This is a genomic window from Streptomyces sp. Je 1-332, from assembly GCF_040730185.1.
In the GTDB taxonomy this organism is placed as follows: domain Bacteria; phylum Actinomycetota; class Actinomycetes; order Streptomycetales; family Streptomycetaceae; genus Streptomyces.
This window is the reverse complement of the sequence record NZ_CP160402.1, coordinates 4,245,056-4,271,446: the sequence shown is the minus strand read 5'-3', so window position 1 is coordinate 4,271,446 and position 26,391 is coordinate 4,245,056. Positions and strand designations below refer to the sequence as shown.

The window sequence follows — 26,391 nt, the reverse complement described above, 5'->3', positions numbered from 1 at the left end:
GAGTGAGCGGAATGCCGCCTGCGATCACCGCGCTCGACGGCCTCCCCCGCATCAACGACGCCATCGCACGCGCAGCGGCCGAGGCCACGGAGGAACTGCTGACCGTACAACCGGGCGGGAGCCGACCGCCCGAGGTCCTCGCCGCCGCCCTGCCTCGCGAGCAGGCCATGCTCTCGCGAGGCTGCCGGATGCGTACGCTCTACCAGCACACCTCACGGCACTCGCTGCCCGTCCTCGCGCACTACGAGCAACTGGACGGGGACGTCGAGGTCCGTACCCTCGACGAGATCACCGACCGCCTGGTCATCCTGGACCGCGCGGTGGCGTTCATCCCCGGACACCAAGGCAACACCCGGGCCCTCGAAGTCCGCCACCCCGCCCTGGTCGGCTACCTCGTGACAGCCTTCGAGCGCCAATGGCACATGGCCACACCCATGTTTCCCCGAGCCGCACCACAGCCCTCGGACAACGGCATCACCACCCGCCAGCGGGCCGTGGCCGGCCTGCTGATCGAAGGCCACACCGACTCCGAGATAGCCGCCCGTCTGGGCATGAACATCCGCACCGCCCGCGTCCACATCGCCAAGCTCGCCTCCACCCTCGGCAGCCACAGCCGCGGGCAACTCGGTTATCTCATCGGGCAGTCAGGAATACTGGACACCGACAACTGAGGTGGCAGGACGTCACGCCTCAGCCGCCCGCGTGCAACCGCCGATGCAACTCCCTGATCTCCGAGGCCAGTTCCGGGGCCGGGCCCTCCACCCGTACTCCCGGGGCGATCGCCCCGATCGGGAGGGGGTTGACCGGGGGCGGCGGGGCGCCCAAGTCCCTCAGCCATGAGCCGAGTTGCTCCGACGATGCCGCGTACACGATGCGGCCCAGGCCTACCCAGCCGTGTGCCGCCGCGCACATGGGGCAGTGTTCGCCCGAGGTGTAGACCGTTGCCCTCGACCGCTCCTGAGGCGTCAGGTGGTCCGCCGACCAGCGGGCCAGTTCGAACTCCGGGTGGCGGGTGTGGTCGCCGCCCGCCACGCGGTTGCGGTCCTCCTTCAGGACCTCGCCGTCCGCCGACACCAGGAGTGAGCCGAAGGGTTCGTCGCCCACCTTCAGGGCCTCCCGCGCCAGTTCCACGCAGCGGCGCAGATGCTTCAGGTCCCGCTCGTCCATCAGGATTCCGTCCACGTTCGCAGTAGGTTCTCGCGTTCCGCCGCCCTCGGCGTCCCGCCCTCGTGGCGCCTGCCCCACTCCGCCATCGCCGCCAGCGTCGTCAGCAGCGTGCCCGCGCCCTGCGTCAGGCGCGACAGGAGCTCGCGGGAGAGTTCGTACTCCGCCTGGGAGTAACCCGTCGCCGCCGCCGTGTACACCGTAAGGTCCGTGTCGCCACCGGCGTCCGAGACGCGCAGCGTCATCGTCGGTGCCTCGTCGCCCCCGCCGAGGCCCACCGTCAGCGCCAGGTCCACCAGCACACCCACGTTGCGCTTGAGGGACTTCACGGGGACGTCCCGCGCCACCAGCGCGTGGACGTCCTCCCAGGGCCACAGGCCGCCCTGCTTGTCCCCCAGGGCCACCACGCCCTCCGGTGTCAGCCGCACCCCCGCCGCGAGCCCCGACGGCTTCGCGCCCACGTACACATCGCCCTCGGCGATCCAGAACAGTCCCACCATGGCCATGGTGAGTCCTCCACTTCCCCCTGAAGAAACAGCAAGACATCAAGACGGCGGGGCCGGGAGGTTCTCACCTCCCGGCCCCGACACTCACAACACGAGAAATCTACTGCTCCGACGACCTCTTGGGCCGCCACACCACCAGCGCGCTCGCCTGCTGCACGTCCTGGTACGGGACCAGGTCGCGGCGGTACGAAGCGTGCACCGCCGCCTCGCGCTGCTGCATCGCCGCGGCGGCGCCCTCCACGGCGCTGGACAGTTCGACCACCCTCGCCTGCAGCGCCGCGACCTGGTTCTCCAGCTCGATGATGCGCTTGATGCCGGCGAGGTTGATGCCCTCTTCCTGCGACAACTGCTGCACCGTGCGCAGCAGTTCGATGTCGCGGGCCGAGTAGCGCCGGCCACGACCCGCCGTGCGGTCCGGGGAGACCAGACCGAGGCGGTCGTACTGGCGCAGGGTCTGCGGATGCAGGCCGGAAAGCTGGGCGGCCACCGAGATGACGTAGACCGGCGTCTCATCGGTCAGTTGGTACGCCCGCCCGAAATTGGACTGTCGACGACGGCCGTCCATCTCATGCTCCCTTCGCGGCCTGGAACAGTTCTGCCCGCGGATCGTCGTCCGCAGTCGCCTCGCGGTAGGACTCCAGGGCTTCCTTCGCCGTGTCCGACAGGGATGTCGGGACCGACACCTCCACCGTCACCAGCAGGTCGCCCCGCGAACCGTCCTTGCGGACCGCGCCCTTGCCCCGCGCCCGCATCGTACGACCGTTGGGGGTGCCCGGCGGCAGCTTCAGGGTGACCGGCGGCCCGCCCAGGGTGGGAACCTTCACCTCGCCGCCCAGGGCAGCCTCGGCGAACGTCACCGGCACCGTGACCGTGAGGTTGTCGCCCTTGCGGCCGAAGACCGGATGGGTGTCGACGTGCACGACCACGTACAAGTCGCCCGCCGGACCGCCCCGTTCACCGGGACCGCCCTTGCCGCGCAGCCGGATCCGCTGGCCGTCCGAGACGCCCGCCGGGATCCGCACCTGCATCGTGCGTGACGACTTCGCGCGGCCCGAGCCCTTGCAGACCTCGCAGGCGTCCTGGGCGATGAGCCCACGCCCCTTGCAGTCCACGCAGGGGTCCGTGAGGGAGAAACCGCCGCCGCCTCCCCGCGTGACCTGGCCCGTGCCGACGCAGGTCGGGCACACGCGCGGTGTGCCGTTCTTGTCGCCGGTGCCGGAACAGGCCTTGCAGGGAGCCTGCGATGACATCCGGAGCGGGACCGTGGCCCCGTCCACCGCCTCCGTGAAGCTCAGCGTGACCTCGGACTCGATGTCCTGGCCGCGCCGGGGCTGCGTACGCGTGCCCGCGCCGCCCGCGCCCGTGCCGCCTCGGTTGAACAGGCCCCCGAAGACGTCACCCAGACCGCCCCCGAAGCCGCCGCCGGCGCCGCCCGCTCCACCGCCCGGGGCGCCGCCTCCGAAGAGGTCGCCCAGGTCGAAGTTGAACGAACCGCCGCCGCCCGCGCCCGGGGGGCCGGCCCTGAAGCCGCCGTTGCCGAAGAGGGCACGCGCTTCGTCGTACTCCTTGCGCTTCTTGGGGTCGCCGAGGACGTCGTTCGCCTCGGAGACCTCCTTGAAGCGCTCTTCGGCCTTGGGATTGCCCTTGTTGGCGTCCGGGTGGTTCTCGCGTGCGAGTTTCCGGTACGCCTTCTTGATCTCGGCTTCCGTGGCGTCCTTGGGGACGCCGAGGACCTTGTAGTAGTCCTTCTCGATGAAGTCCTTGGTGCTCATCCCCGACGTCCCTCCTCTCGCTTCACAACAACTCCGATGTGTCAGCCCTCGTCCGGGCCGCCACCGGTCTCCTTGTCCTCCGCCGCGTCGGCGGAGTCCTTGGGAGCAGCGGTCTCGGACTCACCCTTGACCGTCTGCGCGCCCGGCTGCGGCTCGGCCACGGCCACCCGCGCGGGGCGGATGGTGCGCTCGCCGATGCGATACCCCGGCTGCAGGATCGCGACGCACGTCGTCTCGGTGACGTCGGGCGCGTACGAGTGCATCAGGGCCTCGTGGATCGTCGGGTCGAAGGGCTCGCCCTCCTTGCCGAACTGCTGAAGGCCCATCTTGGCGACGACCGTCTCCAGCGCTTCCGCGACCGACTTGAAGCCGCCGACCAGCTCGCCGTGTTCACGGGCGCGGCCGACGTCGTCGAGGGTCGGGAGGAGCTCGGACAGGAGGTTCGCCGCGGCGATCTCCTTGACCGTGACCTTGTCCCGCTCCACACGGCGGCGGTAGTTCTGGTACTCCGCCTGGAGCCGCTGGAGGTCCGCCGTGCGCTCGCCGAGCGCCGTACGCACCTGGTCCAGCTGGGCGATCAGACCCACGTCCTGGGCGGACTGGTCCGTCGTGCTGCTTGCTGCGTCCCCGGCCGGGGCCGCCGGGCCCTCCTCGGTGGAGGGCTCGGCGGCCTGCGGCGCCGCGTCATCAGGGGTGGCGCCGGAGGGGACGTCAGGCTTCTCGGCGTTGTCGCCGAAGCCCGGAGTCTCCTCGGTCATGCGGCGCCGCCCTTCGAGTCACCGGGCTTCTCGTCGTCGACGATCTCGGCGTCGACCACGTCGTCGTCCTTGTCCTTGGACATGTTCGGGGCCTCGTCGCCCTCGGCACCGGGGGCAGCGCCCTCGCCGCCGGCGGCCTGCGCGTCCGCGTACATGGCCTGGCCGAGCTTCTGCGAGACGGCCGCGACCTTCTCGGTGGCCGTGCGGATCTCCGCGGTGTCCTCGCCCTTGAGCTTTTCCTTCAGCTCTTCGACGGCGGACTCGACCTCGGTCTTCACGTCACCGGGGACCTTGTCCGCGTTGTCGTTAAGGAACTTCTCCGTCTGGTAGACGAGCTGCTCGCCCTGGTTGCGGGACTCGGCGGCCTCGCGGCGCTTGTGGTCCTCGTCCGCGTACTGCTCGGCCTCCTGGCGCATGCGGTCGACCTCGTCCTTCGGCAGCGAGGAGCCGCCGGTGACGGTCATCTTCTGCTCCTTGCCCGTGCCGAGGTCCTTCGCGGTCACGTGCATGATGCCGTTGGCGTCGATGTCGAAGGCGACCTCGATCTGCGGGACACCGCGCGGGGCCGGCGGCAGGCCCGTGAGCTCGAACATCCCGAGCTTCTTGTTGTACGCCGCGATCTCGCGCTCGCCCTGGTAGACCTGGATCTGGACGGACGGCTGGTTGTCCTCGGCCGTCGTGAAGATCTCGGAGCGCTTGGTCGGGATCGTGGTGTTGCGCTCGATGAGCTTGGTCATGATCCCTCCCTTGGTCTCGATGCCGAGGGACAGCGGGGTGACGTCGAGGAGCAGGACGTCCTTGACCTCGCCCTTGAGGACACCGGCCTGGAGCGCGGCGCCGATGGCGACGACCTCGTCCGGGTTCACGCCCTTGTTGGCGTCCTGGCCGCCGGTCAGCTCCTTGACGAGCTCCGCGACGGCGGGCATACGGGTCGAGCCACCGACGAGAACGACGTGGTCGATCTCGGAGAGCTGGATGCCCGCGTCCTTGATGACGTTGTGGAACGGCGTCTTGCAGCGCTCCAGAAGGTCGGACGTGAGCTGCTGAAACTGGGCGCGCGTGAGCTTCTCGTCCAGGTGCAGCGGGCCCTCGGCGGACGCCGTGATGTACGGCAGGTTGATCGTGGTCTCCGTGGAGGAGGACAGCTCGATCTTGGCCTTCTCGGCCGCCTCGCGCAGACGCTGGAGCGCCATCTTGTCCTTGGCGAGGTCCACGCCGTGGCCGTTGTTGAACTGCTTGACCAGGTAGTCGACGACGCGCTGGTCCCAGTCGTCACCACCGAGGTGGTTGTCGCCGTTCGTGGCCTTCACCTCGACGACGCCATCGCCGATCTCCAGGAGGGACACGTCGAAGGTGCCGCCACCGAGGTCGAAGACGAGGATCGTCTGGTCGTCCTTGTCGAGGCCGTACGCGAGAGCGGCGGCCGTCGGCTCGTTCACGATGCGCAGGACGTTCAGGCCCGCGATCTCGCCGGCCTCCTTCGTCGCCTGGCGCTCCGAGTCGTTGAAGTACGCCGGGACGGTGATGACCGCGTCGGCCACCTTCTCGCCCAGGTACGACTCGGCGTCGCGCTTCAGCTTCTGCAGGATGAACGCCGAGATCTGCTGGGGGTTGAACCCCTTGTCGTCGATGTCCACCTTCCAGTCAGTGCCCATGTGGCGCTTGACCGAGCGGATGGTCCTGTCGACGTTCGTGACCGCCTGGCGCTTGGCGACCTCGCCGACAAGCACCTCGCCGTTCTTCGCGAAGGCGACGACGGACGGCGTGGTCCTGGCGCCCTCGGCGTTGGTGATGACGGTGGGCTCGCCGCCTTCAAGAACGCTGACGACAGAGTTAGTCGTGCCCAGGTCGATGCCGACCGCACGTGCCATTTCGGTTCCTCCAGATGTAACTCTTGAGTGGATCTGACTCAACAATGCATGAGCGCTGCGCTGGCGTCAACAGAGCTGAGCGTGGGGGGCTCAACTCTTATCTCGGGCTTACGCGCAACCCGGGTCCCCCGCCGGTTCGCCGCCTGCGGGTCCGCTGCGGCTGGGCGCGCAGTTCCCCGCGCCCCTTTGGGGCACCTCGGCGGCCACGACTCGGGAAGGGTTGCCTGAGCGACGCAGATCACCGCCCTGCTGGCTACAGTGCGGCTGAGTAAGTGGGTAGTCTCAGACGGACTGCATAAGTTACCGCTTAGTAATAGTTCGCCTCGCAGGCCCGAGGAGCCCCCAAATGCAACTCGCCGCGATCATCGTGTCGCTGGTCCTAATCGCGGTCGGCGTCGCGCTGTTCGGCCGTGCCATCGTGCAGATCTACCAGTACATGCGGCTCGGCCAGCCCGTTCCCGCCGGTACCCGCACCGATCAGCCCGTGCAGCGCACCGTCACCGTGGCCAGGGAGTTCCTCGGCCACACCCGCATGAACCGCTGGGGCGTCGTCGGCGTCGCGCACTGGTTCGTGGCGGTGGGCTTCTTCTCGCTGCTCCTGACCATCGTCAACGCCATCGGCCAGCTCTTCAAGGCCGACTGGATGCTGCCGATCATCGGCGAGTGGGCCCCGTACAACATGTTCGTCGAGTTCATCGGCACCATGACGGTGGTCGGCATCCTGACGCTGATCGTCATCCGGCAGCTGAGCAACCCCGACAAGCCGGGCCGCAAGTCCCGGTTCGCGGGCTCCAAGAAGGGCCAGGCGTACTTCGTCGAGGCCGTCATCCTCATCGTCGGCGTCTGCATCTTCACGCTGCACGCCCTTGAGGGTGCCCAGCACCACGTGGACAGCTACGAGGCGTCGTTCTTCATCTCGTACCCGTTCGTCTCGTGGTTCGGCGGCATGGATCTCTCCACGCTGCAGAACCTCACGTACTTCTTCGCCATGGTGAAGATCGCGACGTCCTTCATCTGGATGATCACCGTCGCGCTCAACACGGACATGGGCGTCGCCTGGCACCGCTTCCTCGCCTTCCCGAACATCTGGTTCAAGCGCGACGCGGACGGCTCCACGACCCTCGGCGAGCTGCAGCCCATGACGTCCGGCGGCAAGCCGATCGACTGGGAGGACCCGGCCGAGGACGCCGTCTTCGGCGTCAGCCAGGTCGAGCAGTTCTCCTGGAAGGGCCTCCTCGACTTCAGTACGTGTACGGAGTGCGGCCGCTGCCAGTCGCAGTGCCCCGCCTGGAACACCGGCAAGCCGCTCTCCCCGAAGCTCCTGATCATGTCGCTGCGCGACCACGCGCACGCCAAGGCCCCGTACCTGCTCGCCGGTGGCGGCAAGGACATGGAGGGCAACGAGAAGGCGACGGAGGAGCAGCTCAAGGACGTTCCCGCCGCCGCTCTCGCCGAGGCCGAGCGCCCCCTCATCGGCACCGCCGAGGAGAACGGCGTCATCGACCCCGACGTCCTGTGGTCCTGCACCAGCTGCGGCGCCTGCGTCGAGCAGTGCCCGGTGGACATCGAGCACATCGACCACATCGTCGACATGCGCCGCTACCAGGTGATGATCGAGAGCGCGTTCCCGTCCGAGGCGGGGACGATGCTCAAGAACCTGGAGAAGAAGGGCAACCCCTGGGGCCTGGCCAAGAAGCAGCGCCTGGAGTGGCTCAAGGAGCTCGACTTCGAGGTGCCGGTCGTCGGCAAGGACATCGAGGACCTCACCGAGGTCGAGTACCTGTACTGGGTCGGCTGCGCCGGCTCCCTCGAGGACCGCGCGAAGAAGACCACCAAGGCCTTCGCCGAGCTGCTCAACATGGCGGGCGTCAAGTTCGCGATCATGGGCGGCGACGAGAAGTGCACCGGTGACTCCGCACGCCGTCTGGGCAACGAGCCGCTGTTCCAGCAGCTCGGCCAGGAGAACGTGATGGCGCTGAACATGGCGTTCGGCGAGGAGCTGGACGACGACGGCAAGGTCACGCCCGATTCGGCCAAGCCGAAGACCGCGAAGAAGATCGTCGCGACCTGCCCGCACTGCCTCAACACGCTCGGCAACGAGTACCCGCAGCTCGGCGGCGACTACGAGGTCATCCACCACACGCAGCTGCTCCAGCACCTCATCGACGAGGGCAAGCTGATCCCGGTGACGCCCGTCGAAGGCCTCATCACCTACCACGACCCGTGCTACCTCGGCCGGCACAACAAGATCTACACGCCCCCGCGCGAGATCATGTCCGCCGTCCCCGGCCTGCGTCAGCAGGAGATGCACCGCCACAAGGAGCGCGGCTTCTGCTGCGGTGCCGGTGGTGCGCGGATGTGGATGGAGGAGCGGATCGGCAAGCGCGTCAACACCGAGCGGGTCGACGAGGCGCTCAGCCTCAACCCCGACATCGTGTCGACCGCCTGCCCGTTCTGCCTGGTGATGCTCACCGACTCCGTCAACGGCAAGAAGAACGACGGAGCCGCGAAGGAGTCCCTCCAGGTCGTGGACGTCGCGCAGTTGCTGCTCGACTCCGTGAAGACCCCGGTGGACCCCGCCGGTGAGTCCGAGACCGCGGACGAGCCGGAGCCCGAGCCGGTGAAGTAGCGAAAACTGTTCGGCTTCAGGCCGGTTCCGCCCCTTGGGCGGGACCGGCCTTTCGTTTGTGACGCATGGGGGAGCATCATGTGCTGGTTGTTGTCGGTTGGGGCGGTCGGGGTGGGTGATGGGCATGCGGAGTGCCGGGATACGTGGCGTGCGCGAGGGCAGACGGACGCGGCGCGGGGGTGTCGCGACCCGCGGGGGTGTCATGGGCACGGCAGCCGTCGTCAGCTGTGCGCTGCTGCTCGCCGGGTGTGGCGGGGGCGGCGGTGACGAGGCGGGCAAGCCCGACGCCCGGCACAAGCCCGTCAGCATGGCCGGCAAGGGCGCTCCCCAGCAGCCCGTCCCCCAGGGCAAGGGCAGCAAGGCCGACGACGACTTCAACGGTGACGGCGCCCCCGATCTCGTACTCGACGACCTGGTGCACAGCGGCCATGGCGACGACGCGGGCATCGGTGTCGTCTACGGGTCGAAGAGCGGGCTACGCCCCGGAGCACGGCAGTTGCTGAGCGCGCAGACCAACGGAGCACGTACGAAGGGCGAGTTGCCCGCCGCCTTCGAGTCGGAGGCCGCCTGCGACCTCGACAAGGACGGGTTCACCGATCTGCTGGTCTCCACCGACCCGCCCTACGACGGACAGGGCCAGCCGCCCGTGCCCCTGCAGATCCTCTTCGGCTCGCCCCAGGGCCTGACGGGCAAGGCCGTGAAGGTGCAGGTGCCCAAGCAGTCCCGCATCGGCAACGACTGGTCCGACCAGCCGGTGTGCGGCGACTTCGACGGTGACGGCGCGAGCGACCTCGTCCTGCACGCGAGCGGCGCCCGGCTCACCTTCCTGCGCGGCCCCTTCAAGCGCACCGGCGCCCCGCGCGCCGCGGGCAAGCCGCTGGCCGCGCCCGGCAACGACCTCGTGACCGGCAGAGCCACGGACGTCGACCGCGACGGCTACGACGACGTCCTCGTCCGCAAGCCGGCGAACGCGTCCGGCGCCGCCGCCGGGGCCCTCGTCCTGGGCGGCCCGAGGGGTCCCGTCGAGACCGGGGTGCTCTTCCCCGCGGGCACGGACACCGCGTTCGGCCGCTTCGGCAAGGGCAAGGGCATGGACGCGGCCGTCGCGGGCCCGGCGGGGGTCGCGCTCCGGTACGACGTGCCCGGCACCCTGCGCTCCACGCTGGAGGCGAAGGACGTGGCCGTGGACGCGGGCGACTTCGACGGCGACGGCCTGAGTGAGCTCGTCCTGAGCGGGGGCGGCAGCGGGAGTGGTGGCGGCGTCGGTGAGGTGCGGGTCTTCCGGGGGCGCGCGGGCGGTCTTTCGGCCAACGCGACGGCGACGGTGGCGCCCTCCGCGTCCGCGGAAGGGACCACGCAGGTGCTGAGCATCGCGGACTTCGACGGTGACAAGCTCGCCGATCTTGTCCTGCGGACCTACCGGGGAGAGGGCGAGGACACGGTGGGGGTGTACCCCGGGGTGAAGGGCGATCTGGTCGCGCGCAAGCCTCGGCTCACGTTCTCGACTCAGGAGTTCCTGGCCCTGGAGGGCGGGGCGTAGCGGGCGGGCCGTAGGGGGCGGGGCCTCTGGTTCACCTGAACGTCACCCCGACTCCTCCGTCGCACAACCATTCGTACGCTCCACAAGTCACACCCCCGGAAGAATTCCCCCACTCCCGGGAGCCCCACGTGCGCGTACGTAATCTGGCCATCGCCGCGAGCGTCGCGGCCCTCGCCGCCACGGGTCTGACGCTGCCCCTCGCGGGCACCGCGAGCGCCGCGTCGACGCTCCAGGACGACTACAACGGGGACGGCTACCGCGACCTGGCCGTCGGGACGCCCCGCTCCAACTCCGTTACCGTGACGTTCGGTTCGGCCTCCGGCCTCTCCGAGGGCCGCTCCGTCACCGTCACCCAGGACACGGCCGGAGTGCCCGGAGTCCTGGAGGACGAGGACGAGTTCGGCGAGAACGTCACCAGCGGTGACACGAACGGCGACGGCTACGCCGACCTGATCGTGGGCGCCCCCGGCGAGCAGGTCGACGGCAAGCCGTCCGGCTCGGTCACGGTCATCAAGGGCGGCAGGAGCGCCTTCACCTCCGGCGGCCACGTCCTCAACGCCCCCGCCGACACCACGGGCCGCTTCGGCGAGGCCACCACCTGGAGCGACCTCGACGACGACGGCGCGCCCCAGCTGGCCGTGATCAGCGGTGACAACTGGTGGTACTACTCCGAGGCGCAGGGCCAGGCCTTCGGCCTGGAGGTCGACTTCATCCCCGAGGGCGCCCACCTCGACGGAATGGTCTCGGGCAACTTCAAGCGCAAGGACGGCATCGGCCTCGTCCTGTACGGCGAGCGTGCGGACGGCGGCGCCTGGACCGCGCACATGAACGGCGGCGCCGGTGACTACGGCTACGGGGCCGAGGTCCTCGGCGAGGGCGCCGACCCGACGGCCACGCGCGACGCCGCCGCCACCGGTGATGTCAACGGCGACGGCTACGCCGACCTGGTCACCGGCAACCCCCGTGCCGCCAAGGGCGGTTCGGTCACCGTGCGGTTCGGCGGCAACGGCAAGTTCGGCGCTCCCGTGACGTACGACCAGTCCTCCACCGGCATCCCCGGCGCCGACGAAGCCGACGACGGCTTCGGCTGGTCCGTGGCCGCGGGCGACGTCACGGGCGACGGTCTCGCGGACCTCGCGGTGGGCGCGCCCGGCGAGGAGGTCGGCACGGTGGGCGGCACCGGCAGCGTGACGCTCATGAAGTCCACCGCGGGCACGTTCACCTCGGGCAAGGCCTGGCACCAGGAGACCGCGGGCGTACCCGGCGTCGCCGAGGCGGGCGACAGCTTCGGCGCGTCCGTACGCCTCAAGGACATCAACAGGAACGGCAAGGCGGATCTGGCCGCCGGCGCGATCGGCGAGGACATCGGCACGACGGTGGACGCCGGCGCGGTGTGGGTCCTGCGCGGCACGACGACGGGCCTGACGTCGTCGTACGCGGCGTCCTTCAACGGCACGGACTTCGGCCTCGGCGGCGGCAGCTTCGGCGAGACGCTGCGCTGACCGCTGGCCGCTGACTGCTGGCCGCTGACCGCCAACTGCTGGCCGCCGACCGGCCTCAGGCCGGAGCACTGCACGCACGCATGGAAGGGACCGGAGACATCTCCGGTCCCTTCCGTGCGTTCGAGGGCGGCCCTTCCCCCGGAGATTTTCGTGCGCATCCGCACCTTCGTCCTGGCCGCGTCCCTGGCGACGACCGGCCTGCTCGCCCTCCCCGCGACAACGGCCACCGCGGCCCCCGCCGAACACACCGACGACTTCAACGGCGACGGCTACCGCGACTTGGCCGTCACCGTCCTCGATGCCTCTGTCTCCGGCAAGGAATCCGCCGGCGCGGTCGTCGTGTTCTACGGCTCCGCGCACGGCATCAGCGCCGGTCGCCGCCAGACGGTCTCGCAGTCGAGTGCCGGGATTCCGGACGCGGCCGAGACCGGCGACAGATTCGGCGAGACGCTCGCGACCAGTGACCTCGACCGCTGAACCTGGTCGTCGGGGCGCCTGGCGAGGACGTGCACGGAACAAGCAGGACGTCCTCGTCCCCTGACGTAAGCCGTCCGCAACCTTCTGTTCGCACCGTGTGTCACATGTGTGGGTGCCGCCGTCCCCGTGGACGGTGGCACCCACATCAGCCGACGCCGAGCCGGCACCCAGCCAACACCCGGCGTTCCCAGACAAGTTGGAGCTCCGTTGCGCACACGTGCCCTCACCCTCGCCGCCGCCACCGCCCTCGCCGCCACCGGCCTCACTCTCCCCCTCGCCGCCACCGGCCTCACTCTCCCCCTCGCGGCCACCGCCACCGCCGCCCCCGTGCCCGAACCCGCTCCCCTCACCGCCGACTTCAACGGCGACGGCTACGACGACCTCTTCGTCGGGGTGCCCACCGGCAGTGTCAGCGGCAAGGGCAAGGCCGGGTACGTGAGCGTCGTGTTCGGTGGGGAGTACGGGCCCGGGCCGCACGGTGTGCGGCGGATTACCCAGGCCACCGTCGAGGTGCCCGGCACCCCGGAGGGCGGTGACCGGTTCGGGGGGTCCGTCGTGGCCGCTCATGTGGACGACGACCCGTACGCCGACCTCGTCATCGGCGCCCCCGGCGAGGACATCGACGCCAAGACCGACGCGGGCTCCGTCACCGTCCTCTACGGCACCGGCGACGGCTTCGCCCAGGCCAACACCGCCGCCCGCGGCGCGAAGTCCGGTGACGTGTACGGGAACGCCCTCGCCGCCGCCGACTTCACCGGCGACACGGACGTCGACCTCGCCATCGGCGGCAAGGACCAGGTCGTCGCCAACTTCAACCCGCTCGCCGCCCGGACCGAGCCGCTCATGGGCGACCGGATGGGAGGCCGCGCCCCCATCCTCGCCACCGGGGACTTCGACACCGACGGCCTCCCCGACCTGGCCCTCGCCTACTACACGCAGAACCAGCCCTACACCCAGTCCCACCTCCGCCTCTACGGCTGGAACAAGGACGAGGGCTCCATGGGCAACTTCTGGAACAACTCCAACGGCGCCGCGAACGCCCTCGCGGTTGGCGACTTCGACGGCGACAACTACGACGACCTCGCCGTCGGCAACTGCCGCGAGATCGCCGACGAGAACATCGACGACCCGTGCGGCCCGGAGGAGCTCACCAAGGGCGGCGCCATCCACATCCGCTTCGGCGGCCCGAACGGCAGCTTCGGCTGGGAACAGCAGACGTTCAACCAGGACACCGCGGGCATGCCCGGAGTCGCCGAGACCGGAGACGGCTTCGGCGACGCGCTCGCCGCGGCGGACATCGACGCCGACGGCCACGACGACCTGATCGCGGGCGCCCGGGGCGAAGCCATCAGCAGCGCGGCGAAGGCGGGCAGCGTCACCGTCCTGAAGGGCGGCGAGATGGGCCTGCTCGACCCGGCGGGCGCCGCGAACCCGGGCACGGTCGCCTACCAGCAGAACTCACCCGGCATCCTGGGCGTCGCCCAGGCGGGCGACCTCTTCGGCGGGGCGCTCGCCTTCGGTGACCACAACGGCGACGGCGCCCCGGACCTGTCCGTCGCCGCGCCCGGCGAGAACTCCGCCGCGGGCGGTGTCTGGGATCTGCCGGGAGCCAAGGCCGGCGGCTCGGTCGTCACCCCCAACTCCCTTGGTCTGCCCGCCTCTTCCGACCCGCTGGCGTACGGAGCGGTGCTCGGCGAGTAGCCGCTCCCGCGCGGCACCGGGGACCCTGCGGAAAACCCCTCAGGGTCCCCCTAGGGGTTGTCACAGGTCAGCGGCAAAGCCGCTCTCCTCCCGGGGAGGGACGACCCGGGCCCTTCAGACCAGGTACGTTCGATTCGTGGCTGGATTCAGGATCGGACGCGGCCGGGACAACCGCACCCCGCAAGCGCGACCCCAACAACGACCGCGGCAGGAGCCGTACGGACAGCAGGCCCCCCAGGGCCAGCAGCCTCCGTACGGCTACCCTCAGCCGCCCTCCCAGCAGTACGGCGGGCAGCAGCCCCCGTACGGCCAGGGCCAGGGCGGCCAAGGCCGCCAGGGCGGATACGGCGGGCAGCAATGGCCGCAGGCGGGCGGCAACCACGGGGAGCCGGAGTACTTCGGCGGGCCGGGTGATCCCGGTCATGGTGGCCAGAGAGGCGGTCAGGGCGGCTTCGATCCGTACGCCGCCAACAACCCCGGTCACACCCAGGCCTTCTCCGTGGGCGAGGACCCGTACACCCAGGGCGACACCTACCGCGCGGGCCAGGCCCCCGCACCGGTGGGCCCGCGCCTGCACTGGAAGGACCTCCTGCGCGGCATCGTGCTGCGCCCGGGTCCGACCTTCCTCCAGATGCGGGACTACGCGATGTGGGCCCCGGCCGTCATCGTGACGTTCCTCTACGGCCTGCTCGCGATCTTCGGCTTCGACGGCGCCCGCGAGGACGCCATCAGCGCCACGCTCTCCACGGCCGTCCCGTACGTCCTGACGACGGCCGTCGCGATCACGATCAGTGCCTTCGTCCTGGGCGTGGTCACGCACACCCTCGCCCGCCAGCTCGGCGGCGACGGCGCCTGGCAGCCGACGGTCGGCCTCTCCATGCTGATCATGTCCCTCACGGACGCGCCCCGCGTGGTCGTCGCGATGTTCCTCGGCGGCGGCCAGCCCTTCGTCCAGCTCCTCGGCTGGCTGACCTGGGTCGCCGCGGGCGCGCTGCTCACGGTGATGGTGAGCAAGTCGCATGACCTGCCGTGGCCGAAGGCGCTGGGCGCGGCATCGATCCAGCTGCTCGCGCTGCTCGCGATCATCAAGCTCGGCACGTTCTAGTACTTGAGAGAGCTTTCTAGTACTTGAGACGGAGAAGGGCCCCGGCGGATCACTCCACCGGGGCCCTTCTCCTCTACGTTCGTCTCCCGCCGCTCAGGCGTCGAGAACCTGCCCGGCACGCTTCACGACGGGAGCTTCGACGCTCCAGGGGAAGTTGATCCACTCGTCGGTGCGCTTCCAGACGTACTCGCACTTCACGAGCGACTGCGACTTCTCGTAGACGACGGCGGACCGCACCTCCGCCACGTGGTCGAGGCAGAAGTCGTGCACGAGCTTCAGCGTCTTGCCGGTGTCCGCGACGTCGTCCGCGATGAGCACCTTCTTGTCGGTGAAGTCGATCGCGTTCGGCACCGGCGCCAGCATGACCGGCATTTCCAGGGTCGTCCCGACGCCCGTGTAGAACTCCACGTTGACCAGGTGGATGTTCTTGCAGTCGAGCGCGTACGCGAGACCGCCCGCGACGAAGACGCCACCGCGGGCGATGGAGATGATGACGTCGGGCTGGTACCCGTCGTCGGCGATCATCTGCGCGAGCTCACGCACCGCGCCGCCGAAATTCTCGTACGTAAGGTTCTCGCGCACGTCACTCATGCTGGATGTCACACCTGTGTCCGATGGAAATTGAGGAAGGAGCGGGAGGCGGTGGGGCCTCGCTGCCCCTGGTAACGCGACCCGTAACGCTCCGAGCCGTAGGGCGCCTCGGAGGGCGAGGTCATGCGGAACAGGCAGAGCTGCCCGATCTTCATGCCCGGCCAGAGCTTGATGGGCAGCGTCGCGAGGTTGGAGAGCTCGAGCGTCACGTGCCCGGAGAAGCCGGGGTCGATGAAACCGGCCGTGGAATGTGTCACGAGGCCGAGCCGCCCCAGGCTGGACTTCCCCTCCAGCCTGCTCGCGAGGTCGTCGGGCAGGCTGATGACCTCGTACGTCGAGGCCAGCACGAACTCGCCAGGGTGCAGGATGAACGGCTCGTCGCCCTCGGGCTCCACGAGCCGCGTCAGGTCGGCCTGCTCCACGGAGGGGTCGATGTGGGGGTAGCGGTGGTTCTCGAACACCCGGAAGTAACGGTCGAGCCGCACGTCGATGCTCGAGGGCTGCACCATGGATTCGTCGTACGGATCGATCCGCACTCGTCCGGTGTCGATCTCGGCCCGGATGTCCTTGTCTGAGAGAAGCACGCACCGAGGATACGCAGAGCGCGCGGGCCCGCCCCAATCGGACGGTCCCGCGCGCTCCTGTTCGCTGCTCTCCCGTGCCCGCGCTACCGCTTCTGCGACGCGACCGGCACGGCATGCCGCAATCGGGCGCATCGTGGACAGCGGATGAGACGGCCGGGTCCGAGCCGGTCGGCCTTCTGCATCGGGAACGAAGCAGTGCTGAACACGTGCCCTTCGGCACATCGGACGACGGTGCGCTCCATCAAGTCCTCGAGTCCCTTCCCCAAAGCCGTAGTTGAGCTCGCAGCGTCCCGCACCTGCTCGTACGCGAGCTGACGACGAAAGGCCACATTACGGGACGAAAGGGGCGCCCCTCCAGGCGGCACTCCGGTCTCTCACCGTACGCCCCAACTCCCGCGTCCCGAAGCGCCATCCATGCCCCGGACAGCACGCGGGCCCCGCGGCAAAAGCGCCCGGGGCCTGGGATGAGGTAGAGTGTGCGACGTTACGACACCGCCACAGACGGTGTCTTTCGCGGGTGTAGTTTAGTGGTAGAACATCAGCTTCCCAAGCTGAGAGTGCGAGTTCGATTCTCGTCACCCGCTCCACAGTTGAGGCCCAGAGGCCCAGGTCGGTGACCTGGGCCTTTTTACTGTCCCGGGGGGGCCGGTCCCGCCTCGATCCCTCCTCGATCCCACCTGGGCCACAAGAGCACAATGGGGAGTAGTGCCTCTTGGAAGGACGAGGCCATGAGCGAGATCCACTCTCCGAGGAAGGGTCATCGCGCCGTCTTCTGGGTTTTTCTGGCGATCCAGGTCGTCTTTCTCGCCTGGGTCGTGGCAGGCGCCGCCACCGGCAGTGGAACGCCGGATTCCTGCTCGGGTCTGAGGGGCGACGCCCTGAAGCTGTGCGAGGACTCCGACGCCGCAGGCACCACGATCGGGGTCGGCCTGATCGTCGCGGTCTGGCTGGCGACCGACTTCATCATCGCTGTGACATACGCCATGTACCACCTCACCCGCAGGCCTCCACGGCGCACCCGAACCTAGGGTTTTCGGCCCAACTCATGGAGTGACCGGTCGAGTTGGTCGGCGGTCAAGGCGGCGCCCGGGAGCGGTGGCGCGGCCGGTGCGGCGCGCAGGCCGTCCAGGAACAGGGCCAGGGGGCGGCGCCAGGCGTCGGGGGTGGTCGCGGTGCTCAGCGCCGGGATGGCGCGGCCCAGGGCGGCCAGTGCGAACAGAACGTCCTCGGTGGTCACGTCTGCGCGGACCGTGCCCTGGTCGCGGCCGCGGCCGAGCAGGACGTCCATCGTCTCGCGGTTGTGGGCGTGCACGGCCCGCAGCGCTTCGACACCCTCCAGGCGGGTGGTCATGAGGTCGTTGGTGCCGCGGTCGGCGGCCAGCGTGACGAAGACGGCCCGGAGGTACTCGTTCAGCGCCGCCCAGGCGTCCGGGGCGGTCCTGGCCTGCTCGCCCGCGGCCATCGTGCCGGTCAGAAGGTCGTGGAAGGCGGCGTCGACGAGGGCGGCGCGGGTGGGGAAGTTGCGGTAGAGCGTCGCGTTCCCCACGCCCGCCCGGCGGGCGATCACGTCCAGCGGCGCCTCAAGGCCCTGCTCCGCGAACACCTCGCGGGCGGCCCCCACCAGGAGGTCCCAGTTGCGCCGCGCGTCGCGTCGCCGCGGGGGCGTCACGCGGTGTGAGCCGCCGGTCATCGTCACTCTCCCTGCGCCATATGGGGAGTCATCCCCGGTAGTGATGCTATCGTCGCGACAAGAAGTGGGGAGCACTCCCCATTTGATTATCTGGGAGGGCGCGGCATGGGCGGGACAGCACTGGTGCTCGGCGGCGGCGGGCCGGTCGGCGGCGCGTGGATGGTCGGCGTGCTGGCCGGCCTCGCGGACGCCGGGATCGATCCCGGCCGGGCGGACGTCGTCATCGGCACCTCGGCGGGCGCGATATTCGGCTCCCGGCTCGCGAGCGGCGAACCGGCGCGCGAGCTGTACGAACGCCAGCTCGCCGGGGCCGACCAGGTGGACCTGGGGGTCTCCGTGCCCCAGACGCTCCGCTTCCTGTGGGCGGCGCTCGGCTCCCGTGACCCCGAGCGCTCCGTGCGACGCCTGGGCCGCGCTGCCCTCGCGGCACGCACCAGGCCCGAGGCCGAGGTGTTCGACACCGTGGGGGGCCTGCTCCGCGGGGCGCGGACCTGGCCCGAGCAGGCGCTGCGGATCGCCTCGGTCGACGCCGTGACCGGAGCCGTGGAGACGTTCGACGAGGGCTCGGGGCCCACGCTCGTCGAGGCGGTCGCCGCCAGCTGTGCGGTGCCCCTGGTCTGGCCGCCGGTCACGGTCGCGGGCCGCCGCTGGATCGACGGGGGCAGCCGCTCCACCACCAACATCCACCTGGCCCGCGGCTACCGGCGCGTCCTGGCGCTCTCCCCGATCCCCTCTGCCGTGGGTCCGCACCCCAGTGCGCGGCGGGAGGCGGCCGAACTCGCCGCGGAGGGCACCGACATCACCCTCCTGACCCCGGATCCCGCCGCCCGCCGCGCCATGGGCCGCGACATGACCGCCGACACCCGCCGCCCCGCCGCGGCCCGCGCCGGCCACCGCCAGGCCACCACGCTCGCGCCCGCGCTCAAGCCCCTGTGACGAGGCTGATGAGGGTGACGAGGGTGACGAGGGGTGTTAGCCGAACTGGCCCGGCTGGTAGTCGCCCGCCGGCTGTTGGACGATGACGTTCACGCGGTTGTAGGTGTTGATGAGGGCGATGAGCGAGACGAGTGCGGCCAGCTGGTCCGCGTCGTAGTGCTTGGCGGCGTCCGCCCATGCCTCGTCCGTGACCCCGCCCGCCGCGTCGGCGACGCGCGTCCCCTGTTCCGTGAGTTCGAGGGCGGCGCGCTCGGCGTCGGTGAACACCTGGGCCTCGCGCCAGGCGGCGACGAGGTTGAGGCGCGTCGCGGTCTCCCCCGCGTGCGTGGCGTCCTTGGTGTGCATGTCGGTGCAGAACCCGCAGCCGTTGATCTGGCTCGCGCGGATCTTCACCAGTTCCTGCGTCGCGGGGGGCAGGGTCGAGTCCGACACGACCTTGCTCGCCGCGTTGATGTGCTTCAGGACCTTGCCCGCCAGCGGGCTGCCGAAGAGGTTCAGCCGAGCGTCCATGGTGATCTCCCTTGCCATTGCCGATGCTTGCACTCCTGTGACGGAGGCGCGCGCCAAGACGTGACAGGAGGAGCAGGACCACGTTCGGCGGCCCGCCCCCACAGGGCGCGCGTTACAGTCGGACGTTCCTGCGAATTCAACAAAATGGGGGGTTTCTCATGGCGCTGTTCGGAAACGCGCACACCATCGATCCAATGACCGCGCAGCAGGACTACGCGCGTCTGCTGGGCCACGGGGAGCAGGTGCAGGCCGCGTTCCTGCTGATCCGCGACACCATGCTCTTCACCGATCGCCGCCTCGTCCTCGTCGACAAGCAGGGGATAACCGGCAAGAAGGTCGAGTACCACTCGGTCCCGTACCGCAGCATCACGCACTTCGCCGTGGAGACCGCCGGGCACTTCGATCTCGACGCCGAGCTGAAGATCTGGATCTCCGGGACCCCCGAGCCGATCCAGAAGACCTTCACCAAGGGCGTCGACATCTACGAGGTGCAGGCGATCCTCACGCAGTACGTGGCGCGCTGAGGGGCGGCCCTTCGGGGCGCGTGCCCGCGGTCAGGCCGTGGGCACGCGGTCCAGGAAGCCGTGCACCGCACGGATGCGGCCGTCGGCGGCGAGTGTGATGACGTCGAAGCCGGCGACGGGAGCGGAGCCGTCCGCGAGCGACACCAGCTCCCAGCCGAAGCGGGCGGGTGCCTCCTGGGGCTCGGATGTTCGGCCGACGGGGTTGCTTCGGCCAACGGGACTGCTTCACCCAACGGGGTTGTTCCTTCGATGACTTGAGCTTGCCGTGCGGGCCGCCGGGGGTCGATTACGTCCGAGGTAATGCGGTCTTCTCACGGGCGGGTGTCTGTGCTTGCCTAAGGGGCTCTTTCGGTTGCCTGGACGGGAGTTGGCGTATGCGCAAGCCGTGGATCGGTGGGGTGCTGGCCGCTGTGCTGCTCCTCGGGGCATGCGGCGACCCGGGCTCCGGGGGCACGTCGAACGAGGCCGCTCCGAAGCCTCCGCCGGCCGCGGGCCCCTCCAAGTCCCCCGAGTCCTCCGAGTCGCGGTCCGCGCCTGCGTCTCCCTCCTCCCCCTCCGCTTCCCCCACGACCCGCCAGCGCGTCGCCGACAAAGCCCACGCGAAGGCCCCGAAGGTCCTCTACCTCGGGGACTCCCTCGCGATGGAGAACCAGACCGTCCTCGGCGACCTCCTGCGCACCGACCTCGGCGCCCGCTACCGCAGCGCGCCCTACTCCGGCACCACCCTCTGCGACTACCTCGACGGCACCGGCGATGACTCCCTCGTGCCCGCCAAGGACAAGGCCGCCGCGCTGGTCCGCGAGGAGCGTCCGGACTTCGTGGTGTTGCAGTTCTGGGGCAATGCCTGGGGCTACACGCCGTGCATGGACGGCATCACGTACGACAAGGAGCGGCAGAAGTACTTCGACCGGTACGCCGCCGACGCGAAGGCGCTGGCCGCGCAGATCGGTGAGGCCGGCGGTGCGGACCGGCCGCGGATCGTGTGGGTCCTCCAGGGCCCCGACCCGATCACGCCCGACCGCGTGCGGCGCGTCAACGGCATCTACGCGGCGCAGGCGCGGGCCTCGGGCGGAATCGTCGCCGACGCGGGCGGCGCGGTCGCTCCGGCCGATGGCCGTTACACGTGGGTGGAGCAGCTGCCGTGCACGGCGTACGAGAAGAAGAACCCGGCGTACTGCACGGAGCCGGGCAGCGGTCGCACCGCCCTGCACCGCGGTGACGACTACCTGCACTTCTGCCTGGCGCCGACCACGGCCAAGTCCCGCCCCTGCCCGGCCCGTTCCCCCAGCATCCGCCGGATGACCGCGGAGATCACCCGGGCGGTGGGCGAGGCGGGCTGACGTCGCGCCCATCGCCGGCGGCGACATCATTCGGGCTAATCCCGCTCGCGCGTCCCTCAGGGCTGTCACACGCTGTGAACTCCTGACCGACGAAGAAAGGGAGCCCATGAGCAGCGGAGCGAACAACCCGCGGGGCACCAGCCCCTGGGCGTCGGGCGGCACGATGTTCGCGGGTGTCCTGATGCTGGTCAGCGGCATCCTCGGCATTCTCGAAGGCATCGCGGGCATCGCCAAGGACGACGTCTACGCACGCATCGGGGACTACGTCTACAAGTTCAACCTCACCACGTGGGGCTGGATCCACCTGGTCCTCGGCATCCTCGTCGCGGTCACCGGTTACGGCATCCTCAAGGGCGCGACCTGGGGCAAGGCGTGCGGTGTCGCGCTCGCCTCGATCTCCGTCGTCCTGCACTTCATGTGGCTGCCGTACCAGCCGATCTGGGCGCTGATCGCGATCGCGATCGGCATCTTCGTCATCTGGGCGCTGTGCACGGACCACTCGGGCCGTGCCGGACGCGGCGACGGCCATGGCGTACCGCCGGGCGGCGAGGCGGCAGCGGGCGGCTGGGGCCCCCGGGCCACCTCCAGCGGGCCCGGCCCGTTCGCCGAGGGCGCACGTGGCGCCGACCCCGGCCCGCCCCGCGGCTCCGACCGCACTCCGCCGCCCACGACCTGACCGGACGCGAGGCAGCGGCCGCCCCCGGAGGGCCCATGACACCGCAGGCCCGCGCCCTGCTTCCGTTCGTCCTGCCCGCCCTGCTCGTGGGTGTCGGGTCCAGCCTGATCCTGCTGCTGCTCAGCCTCGTGGCCGAGCGGTTGCAGGATCTGCTGTGGGACACGCTGCCGGACGCGGTCGGTGTGTCCGGTACGTCGGCGGGGTGGATCGTCGGCGTACTGACCGCGGCCGGGTTCGTCGTCGGCCTCATCGTGTGGAAGATCCCGGGGCACGCCGGGCCCGACCCCGCGACGCTCGGCCTGGTCGATCCGCCCCTGCCCGTCCGGGTACTGCCCGGTCTCGCGCTCGCCGTCGTCGTGGGGCTCGCGGGCGGCGTCAGCCTCGGCCCGGAGAACCCGATCACGGCCATCAACATCGCCCTCGCGTACACGCTCGGCATGCAGGCCATGCCGCGGACGCCGGCCGCCGAGTGGGTCGCCCTCGCCGCCGCCGGCACGATCGGCGCCCTGTTCGGGACGCCGGTCGCGGCGGCGCTCATCCTCTCCGAGACGATGGTCGCCCCCGACCCGCGACCGCTGTGGGACCGGCTGTTCGCGCCGCTGGTCGCGGCGGGCGCGGGCGCGCTGACCACGGTGCTCATCGCGCACCCGACGTTCCAGATCGACGTCCCCGCGTACACGGGGCCGCACTGGGGCGACGTACTCTCCGCGATGGTCATCAGTACGGCGGCGGCGGCCGTCGCACTGTGCGCCGTGTACGCCTTCCCCCACCTCCACCGCGCTTTCCGGCAGCTGGGCAACCCCGTACTGATGCTCACGGTGGGCGGCCTCGTGCTGGGCGTTCTCGGCGCGCTCGGCGGCCATCTCACCCTCTTCAAGGGCCTGGAGGAGATGAAGGAGCTGACCGCGCACGCCGCCGACCACGACGCGGGCGATCTGCTGCTGCTCGCCGTGGTCAAGCTGCTCGCGCTCTGCGTGGCCGCCACCTGCGGCTTCCGGGGCGGGCGGATCTTCCCCGCGGTCTTCGTGGGCGTGGCGCTCGGCATGCTCGCGCACGCCCTCGTCGACTCGGTGCCGCCCGCCCTGGGGATCGCCTGCGCCATCCTCGGCGTGCTGCTCGCCACGACACGGCAGGGCTGGCTGAGCCTGTTCACGGCGGCGGTCGTGGTGATGGACCTCGCCGTGCTGCCGCTCCTGTGCGTCGCGGCCCTGCCCGCCTGGCTGCTGGTGACGGGGCGCCCGGAGATGCTGATCGAGAAGGACGACTCAGGTGCGGTCGAGGCCGGGCACGCCCAGTGACGCGAGCCCGTCGAGGACCAGGTCCACGCCGACCGCGGCGAGCAGCAGGCCGAGCAGTCTGCCGAGGAGTTCGATCGTCGCGTGGTGCGTACCGCGCAGGATGCGCGCGAGCAGGGCCACGCAGAGCAGATCCAGGGCGATGACGGTGACGTACGCGCCGACGACCGTGGAGCGCCAGGTCCAGGTGTCGCGGGCAGCCGCCTCGATCAGTACGGCGGTCATGGCGAGCGGGCTCACGATGTACGGCATGAGCAACTCGCGTACGCCGCTGACGAGATCGGGCGCGTCCAGGTCCGCGCGGTCCGAGCCGAGGTGGACGCCGAGGACGAGCCCCACGGCGTAGATGAAGAAGATGACGCCGCCCGCGAGCTGGAGCGCGGGCGTCGAGATGTGGAAGAGCTCCAGGAGCCACGGCGCGGTGAAGCCCGCGACCAGCCCCACCACGATGGCGGCACCGGACGAGACGAGCGCGATCAACCGCAGCTCGCGGACCGGATGGTTCTGCGCGAGGCCGCCGAAGGCGAGCAGCACCTTGGGCGGCCCGACGACGGAGAAGAAGGTGATGAAAGCGGCGGAATAGGTCAGAGCAGCGGTCACGCACGGCATCCTGTACCGCGCCGCGCCCTAGAACGCGGCGGGCCCGCCGTTCGCCGCGACCGTGTCGCGCACCGCGCGGACGAAGGCCTCGACGCGGGGGGTCCCGGCGGCGGCCGTGCGCCAGATCAGCGCGACGTCGGCCGACGGTACGTCGGTCAGGGGTACGAAGGTGATGCCGGGCCGCGCGTAGTACTTCTCCACCGACGCGACCACCGGCGAGACCCCCTGCCCGGCGCCGACCAGCGTCATCAGCTCCTGGAACCCGGCGACGGCCTGGCCGCGGCGGATCGCGAGGCCGCTCGGGGTGCGGGGCGGGATGTGGAAGTCCCACCAGTAGGCGGGCGCGCCGTTCACGAGACCGAAGAAGGTCTCGCCCGCGCACTCTTCGAGGGACACGCTGTCGCGCCCGGCGAAGCGGTGGCCGAGCGGGACGGCGAGCATGCGGGTTTCGTTGATGACCACGGGCCCAACCGTAAGGTCCGGCTCCTCGACGGGGAGGCAGGTGAACAGGACGTCGGCCTCACCGCTCCGGAGCGCGCCGAGCGGGTCACCGACCTGGGTCTCCCGCATCCGGACGTCGCAGCGCGGGCAGCGCTCGCGGAACGTCGTCAGGATCGCGGAGGTCAGCGTGCCCGCACCCGCCCCGAGGAAGGCCACGGTCAACTCGCCGTCGACGCCGCGCGCCACGTCCTTGGCGCGGGCGACGGCGGCCTCCATCCGCAGGTGCAGGGGCGCCAGGTCGTCGTACAACTGCCGTCCCAGCGGGGACAGCTCCACCCTGCGGCTCGTGCGCTCGAAGAGCGGGGCGCCGATCTTGCGCTCCAGTCTCTTCACGGTCTGGCTGACGCGGGCCTGGGAGAGGAGGAGGCGGTCCGCGGTGCGGCCGAAGTGGAGCTCTTCGGCGAGAGTCAGGAAGGTCTCGAGCTCCTGCCGTTCCATTCCTCCGCCGCCCCGTCCGTCTGACCTGCATCGATAAGCTGAACGCACCGATCGTTTCACGGATCGCCGTTGATCGGGGGGCGGTGGGGGCGGATCTTGGAGGAGTCCCCCTCCGGGGCATGCACCGCTTCCTCCAACTCCCGGGAGACCCCTGTGTTCTCGCGTACTCGCACCTCCGTTCTCGCCGCCACCGCCGCGCTCGCCCTGACGGCCGGTCTCGGTCTCACCGTCACGGGGGCCCACGCCTCGGGCTCGAAGCCGTCGGGATCGTCGGGGCCGTCGGGGTCGACGGGGCCGTCGGATTCGTCGGAGTCCTCGCAAGGCTCCGCCTGGACCGCCGCCTGGGCCGCGTCGCCGCAGCGTGCCAGCACCGGCTTCAAGCCCAACTGGTCGGAGGACGGCTTCTCCGGCCAGACCCTGCGCCAGGTCGTCCGCGTCACCGAGGGCGGCGACAGAGCCCGCATCCGGCTCTCCAACGCGTACGGCACGTCGCCGCTGCACATAGCGGGGGCGACCATCGCGCGGACGAAGAAGGGGGGCGGGGCAGCGGTCGAGAGCGGCTCGGTGCGGCGCCTCACCTTCGAGGGGAGGAGGTCGGTGGCGATCCCGGCGCACGGCCAACTCTCCAGCGACCAGGCGGGCTTGGACCTCAAGCCCTTCGAGTCGGTGACGGTCACCCTGCATCTGGCCCGCACGACGGGGCCCGCCACGTTCCACGCGCAGTCGTTCGCGACGAGTTACCGGGCGGACGGGAATCATGTGGCGGACGCCGGAGCCGGGGCGTTCGACGAGTCGACGGAGTCCTGGTACTTCCTGTCGGGGGTGGATGTCGCGGGGGGCGGTACTGGTGAGAAGCCGCGCCGGAGCGGAGGCGTCGTGCTCTTCGGAGACTCCACCACCGACGGCTTCGCCTCCTCCACCGACCTCGACCGCCGCTGGTCCGACGCCCTCGCCGAGCGGCTCGCCGAGGCGGGGACGCCCCGGCCGGTCCTGAACGCCGGTATCGGCGGCAACCTCGTCCTCAACGACTCCGCCTGGTACGGGGAGCGGGGGACGGCCCGCTTCGGGCGGGACGCGTTGGATCTGCCGGGGGTGGGGACGGTCGTCGTCCTGGAGGGCCTGAACGACATCGGCTTCAGCGAGAGCGATACGCCCACCTACAAGCCCGCGCCGGAGGTGAGCGCGGCTGAACTCATCGCGGGCCACCGCGAGTTGATCCGGGCCGCGAAAGAGAAGGGCGTGCGGGTGGTGGGCGCGACGTTGCTGCCGCTGGGGGGTTCTGATCACTACGGGGAGCGGGCGGCGAAGGTGAGCGATGAGTTCAACGAGTGGGTGCGGACGTCTGGGGAGTACGACGCGTACGTGGACTTCGACCGGGCTCTGGCGGATTCCGCCGACGGGGAGCGGATGGCCCCTGAGTACGACAGTGGCGACCATCTGCATCCGAACGATGCGGGGTATCGGGCGATGGCCCGCGCGGTGGACCTCGAACAGCTTTAGTCCCCAACCCCGCCCCTTCCCGAAAACTCGCTCCGGCGCGAGAGCCTTGGTGGCCGTCATCACCGGCTCCGCCGAGTTCGTCCTCAAACGCCGGACGGGCTGAAGATTCACCCCCGGCCCGGGGAAATCTTCCAGCCCCTCCGGCGTTTGAGGAGCGGGGTCTGGGGCGGAGCCCCCTGCG

The 26,391-nt window shown here is 70.4% G+C and carries 25 protein-coding genes, 1 tRNA gene and 2 pseudogenes; 15 read left to right on the top strand and 13 right to left on the bottom strand.

All coding sequences use genetic code 11. The features are described 5' to 3' along the window. The first annotated feature begins 11 nt into the window (after window positions 1–11). Entirely contained in the window at window positions 12–671 is a 660-nt protein-coding gene (locus ABXJ52_RS19330; RefSeq protein WP_367043846.1) for a helix-turn-helix transcriptional regulator, read from the top strand. 19 nt (window positions 672–690) lie between these two features. Here ABXJ52_RS19330 and ABXJ52_RS19325 read toward each other — a convergent pair whose 3' ends face one another. The 6 genes from ABXJ52_RS19325 to dnaK all read right to left on the bottom strand — a co-directional run bounded on the left by ABXJ52_RS19325 (window position 691) and on the right by dnaK (window position 6,071). Then, complete coding sequence (locus ABXJ52_RS19325) at window positions 691–1,173, bottom strand: nucleoside deaminase (RefSeq protein ID WP_367049128.1); 483 nt, start codon at window positions 1,171–1,173, stop codon at window positions 691–693. Continuing rightward, the gene (locus ABXJ52_RS19320) at window positions 1,167–1,670 is read right to left on the bottom strand and encodes a hypothetical protein (RefSeq protein WP_367043845.1); all 504 of its coding nucleotides are present in this window, start codon (window positions 1,668–1,670) and stop codon (window positions 1,167–1,169) included. Before ABXJ52_RS19320 ends, ABXJ52_RS19325 begins: the two co-directional genes overlap by 7 nt. Before the next feature lie 100 nt (window positions 1,671–1,770). Beyond that, window positions 1,771–2,235: a helix-turn-helix domain-containing protein gene (locus ABXJ52_RS19315; RefSeq protein ID WP_367043844.1), complete on the bottom strand. Its 465-nt coding sequence runs from the start codon at window positions 2,233–2,235 to the stop codon at window positions 1,771–1,773. Between the two features lies 1 nt (window position 2,236). Continuing rightward, window positions 2,237–3,442 (bottom strand): molecular chaperone DnaJ, encoded by a 1,206-nt coding sequence (gene dnaJ / locus ABXJ52_RS19310; RefSeq protein WP_367043843.1) that lies wholly within the window; start codon window positions 3,440–3,442, stop codon window positions 2,237–2,239. A 41-nt stretch (window positions 3,443–3,483) separates the two neighbouring features. Next, window positions 3,484–4,200 (bottom strand): nucleotide exchange factor GrpE, encoded by a 717-nt coding sequence (gene grpE / locus ABXJ52_RS19305; RefSeq protein WP_367043842.1) that lies wholly within the window; start codon window positions 4,198–4,200, stop codon window positions 3,484–3,486. Continuing rightward, window positions 4,197–6,071: a molecular chaperone DnaK gene (dnaK, locus tag ABXJ52_RS19300; protein ID WP_367043841.1), complete on the bottom strand. Its 1,875-nt coding sequence runs from the start codon at window positions 6,069–6,071 to the stop codon at window positions 4,197–4,199. Before dnaK ends, grpE begins: the two co-directional genes overlap by 4 nt. A 346-nt stretch (window positions 6,072–6,417) precedes the next feature. Here dnaK and ABXJ52_RS19295 point away from each other — a divergent pair, with 346 nt between their 5' ends. The 6 genes from ABXJ52_RS19295 to ABXJ52_RS19270 all read left to right on the top strand — a co-directional run bounded on the left by ABXJ52_RS19295 (window position 6,418) and on the right by ABXJ52_RS19270 (window position 15,025). Continuing rightward, on the top strand, window positions 6,418–8,700 hold the full coding sequence (locus ABXJ52_RS19295; RefSeq protein WP_367043840.1) for a (Fe-S)-binding protein: 2,283 nt from the start codon (window positions 6,418–6,420) through the stop codon (window positions 8,698–8,700). Between the two features lie 202 nt (window positions 8,701–8,902). Next, window positions 8,903–10,240 carry a VCBS repeat-containing protein gene (locus tag ABXJ52_RS19290; RefSeq protein WP_367043839.1) on the top strand — a complete coding sequence of 446 codons (1,338 nt, stop codon included), beginning with the start codon at window positions 8,903–8,905 and terminating at the stop codon, window positions 10,238–10,240. A 128-nt stretch (window positions 10,241–10,368) separates the two neighbouring features. Continuing rightward, window positions 10,369–11,742, top strand: coding sequence for an FG-GAP repeat protein (locus ABXJ52_RS19285; RefSeq protein ID WP_367043838.1), 1,374 nt, complete (start codon window positions 10,369–10,371; stop codon window positions 11,740–11,742). 150 nt (window positions 11,743–11,892) lie between these two features. Then, window positions 11,893–12,219 carry a hypothetical protein gene (locus tag ABXJ52_RS19280; RefSeq protein WP_367043837.1) on the top strand — a complete coding sequence of 109 codons (327 nt, stop codon included), beginning with the start codon at window positions 11,893–11,895 and terminating at the stop codon, window positions 12,217–12,219. A 207-nt stretch (window positions 12,220–12,426) separates the two neighbouring features. Beyond that, a complete protein-coding gene (locus ABXJ52_RS19275; RefSeq protein ID WP_367043836.1) occupies window positions 12,427–13,920 on the top strand; it encodes an FG-GAP-like repeat-containing protein in 1,494 nt (497 codons plus the stop codon). A 136-nt stretch (window positions 13,921–14,056) separates the two neighbouring features. Then, the gene (locus ABXJ52_RS19270; protein ID WP_367043835.1) at window positions 14,057–15,025 is read left to right on the top strand and encodes a Yip1 family protein; all 969 of its coding nucleotides are present in this window, start codon (window positions 14,057–14,059) and stop codon (window positions 15,023–15,025) included. A 93-nt stretch (window positions 15,026–15,118) separates the two neighbouring features. Here the strand turns inward: ABXJ52_RS19270 and ABXJ52_RS19265 are convergent, their stop codons facing one another. Both ABXJ52_RS19265 and dcd read right to left on the bottom strand, forming a co-directional pair. Continuing rightward, entirely contained in the window at window positions 15,119–15,616 is a 498-nt protein-coding gene (locus tag ABXJ52_RS19265) for a phosphoribosyltransferase (RefSeq protein ID WP_367043834.1), read from the bottom strand. Between the two features lie 8 nt (window positions 15,617–15,624). Then, complete coding sequence (gene dcd, locus ABXJ52_RS19260) at window positions 15,625–16,200, bottom strand: dCTP deaminase (protein WP_363210436.1); 576 nt, start codon at window positions 16,198–16,200, stop codon at window positions 15,625–15,627. Window positions 16,201–16,713: 513 nt separating this feature from the next. Between dcd and ABXJ52_RS19255 the strand changes: the two genes are divergently transcribed. Beyond that, window positions 16,714–16,787, top strand: a tRNA-Gly gene (locus tag ABXJ52_RS19255). A 141-nt stretch (window positions 16,788–16,928) separates the two neighbouring features. Continuing rightward, window positions 16,929–17,228: a hypothetical protein gene (locus ABXJ52_RS19250; RefSeq protein ID WP_367043833.1), complete on the top strand. Its 300-nt coding sequence runs from the start codon at window positions 16,929–16,931 to the stop codon at window positions 17,226–17,228. On the opposite strand, the gene ABXJ52_RS19245 is transcribed toward ABXJ52_RS19250, so the two are convergent. Then, complete coding sequence (locus ABXJ52_RS19245; RefSeq protein ID WP_367043832.1) at window positions 17,225–17,890, bottom strand: helix-turn-helix domain-containing protein; 666 nt, start codon at window positions 17,888–17,890, stop codon at window positions 17,225–17,227. The genes ABXJ52_RS19250 and ABXJ52_RS19245 overlap by 4 nt on opposite strands. A gap of 105 nt (window positions 17,891–17,995) precedes the next feature. Between ABXJ52_RS19245 and ABXJ52_RS19240 the strand changes: the two genes are divergently transcribed. Further along, entirely contained in the window at window positions 17,996–18,826 is an 831-nt protein-coding gene (locus ABXJ52_RS19240) for a patatin-like phospholipase family protein (protein ID WP_367043831.1), read from the top strand. 36 nt (window positions 18,827–18,862) lie between these two features. Here ABXJ52_RS19240 and ABXJ52_RS19235 read toward each other — a convergent pair whose 3' ends face one another. Further along, on the bottom strand, window positions 18,863–19,336 hold the full coding sequence (locus ABXJ52_RS19235) for a carboxymuconolactone decarboxylase family protein (protein WP_367043830.1): 474 nt from the start codon (window positions 19,334–19,336) through the stop codon (window positions 18,863–18,865). A 158-nt stretch (window positions 19,337–19,494) separates the two neighbouring features. Here ABXJ52_RS19235 and ABXJ52_RS19230 point away from each other — a divergent pair, with 158 nt between their 5' ends. Beyond that, window positions 19,495–19,860: a PH domain-containing protein gene (locus ABXJ52_RS19230; protein WP_160506205.1), complete on the top strand. Its 366-nt coding sequence runs from the start codon at window positions 19,495–19,497 to the stop codon at window positions 19,858–19,860. 30 nt (window positions 19,861–19,890) lie between these two features. Here the strand turns inward: ABXJ52_RS19230 and ABXJ52_RS19225 are convergent. Further along, window positions 19,891–20,025 (bottom strand): annotated as a pseudogene (locus tag ABXJ52_RS19225) (nuclear transport factor 2 family protein); the annotation flags it as partial. A 209-nt stretch (window positions 20,026–20,234) separates the two neighbouring features. On the opposite strand from ABXJ52_RS19225, the gene ABXJ52_RS19220 reads away from it, so the two are divergent. The 3 genes and pseudogenes from ABXJ52_RS19220 (at window position 20,235) to ABXJ52_RS19210 (ending at window position 23,174) form a co-directional block, all read left to right on the top strand. After that, window positions 20,235–21,200: an SGNH/GDSL hydrolase family protein gene (locus ABXJ52_RS19220; protein ID WP_367043829.1), complete on the top strand. Its 966-nt coding sequence runs from the start codon at window positions 20,235–20,237 to the stop codon at window positions 21,198–21,200. Window positions 21,201–21,306: 106 nt separating this feature from the next. Further along, window positions 21,307–21,702, top strand: a pseudogene (locus tag ABXJ52_RS19215) (hypothetical protein); the annotation flags it as partial. A 209-nt stretch (window positions 21,703–21,911) separates the two neighbouring features. Then, window positions 21,912–23,174 (top strand): ion channel protein, encoded by a 1,263-nt coding sequence (locus ABXJ52_RS19210; protein ID WP_367043828.1) that lies wholly within the window; start codon window positions 21,912–21,914, stop codon window positions 23,172–23,174. On the opposite strand, the gene ABXJ52_RS19205 is transcribed toward ABXJ52_RS19210, so the two are convergent. Both ABXJ52_RS19205 and ABXJ52_RS19200 read right to left on the bottom strand, forming a co-directional pair. Beyond that, window positions 23,142–23,771, bottom strand: coding sequence for a MarC family protein (locus tag ABXJ52_RS19205; RefSeq protein WP_367043827.1), 630 nt, complete (start codon window positions 23,769–23,771; stop codon window positions 23,142–23,144). The genes ABXJ52_RS19210 and ABXJ52_RS19205 overlap by 33 nt on opposite strands. A gap of 27 nt (window positions 23,772–23,798) precedes the next feature. Next, the gene (locus ABXJ52_RS19200; RefSeq protein ID WP_367043826.1) at window positions 23,799–24,710 is read right to left on the bottom strand and encodes a LysR substrate-binding domain-containing protein; all 912 of its coding nucleotides are present in this window, start codon (window positions 24,708–24,710) and stop codon (window positions 23,799–23,801) included. A gap of 153 nt (window positions 24,711–24,863) precedes the next feature. On the opposite strand from ABXJ52_RS19200, the gene ABXJ52_RS19195 reads away from it, so the two are divergent. Next, window positions 24,864–26,210, top strand: a complete 1,347-nt coding sequence (locus ABXJ52_RS19195; RefSeq protein WP_367043825.1) for an SGNH/GDSL hydrolase family protein — start codon at window positions 24,864–24,866, stop codon at window positions 26,208–26,210. The last annotated feature ends 181 nt before the right edge of the window (window positions 26,211–26,391 follow it).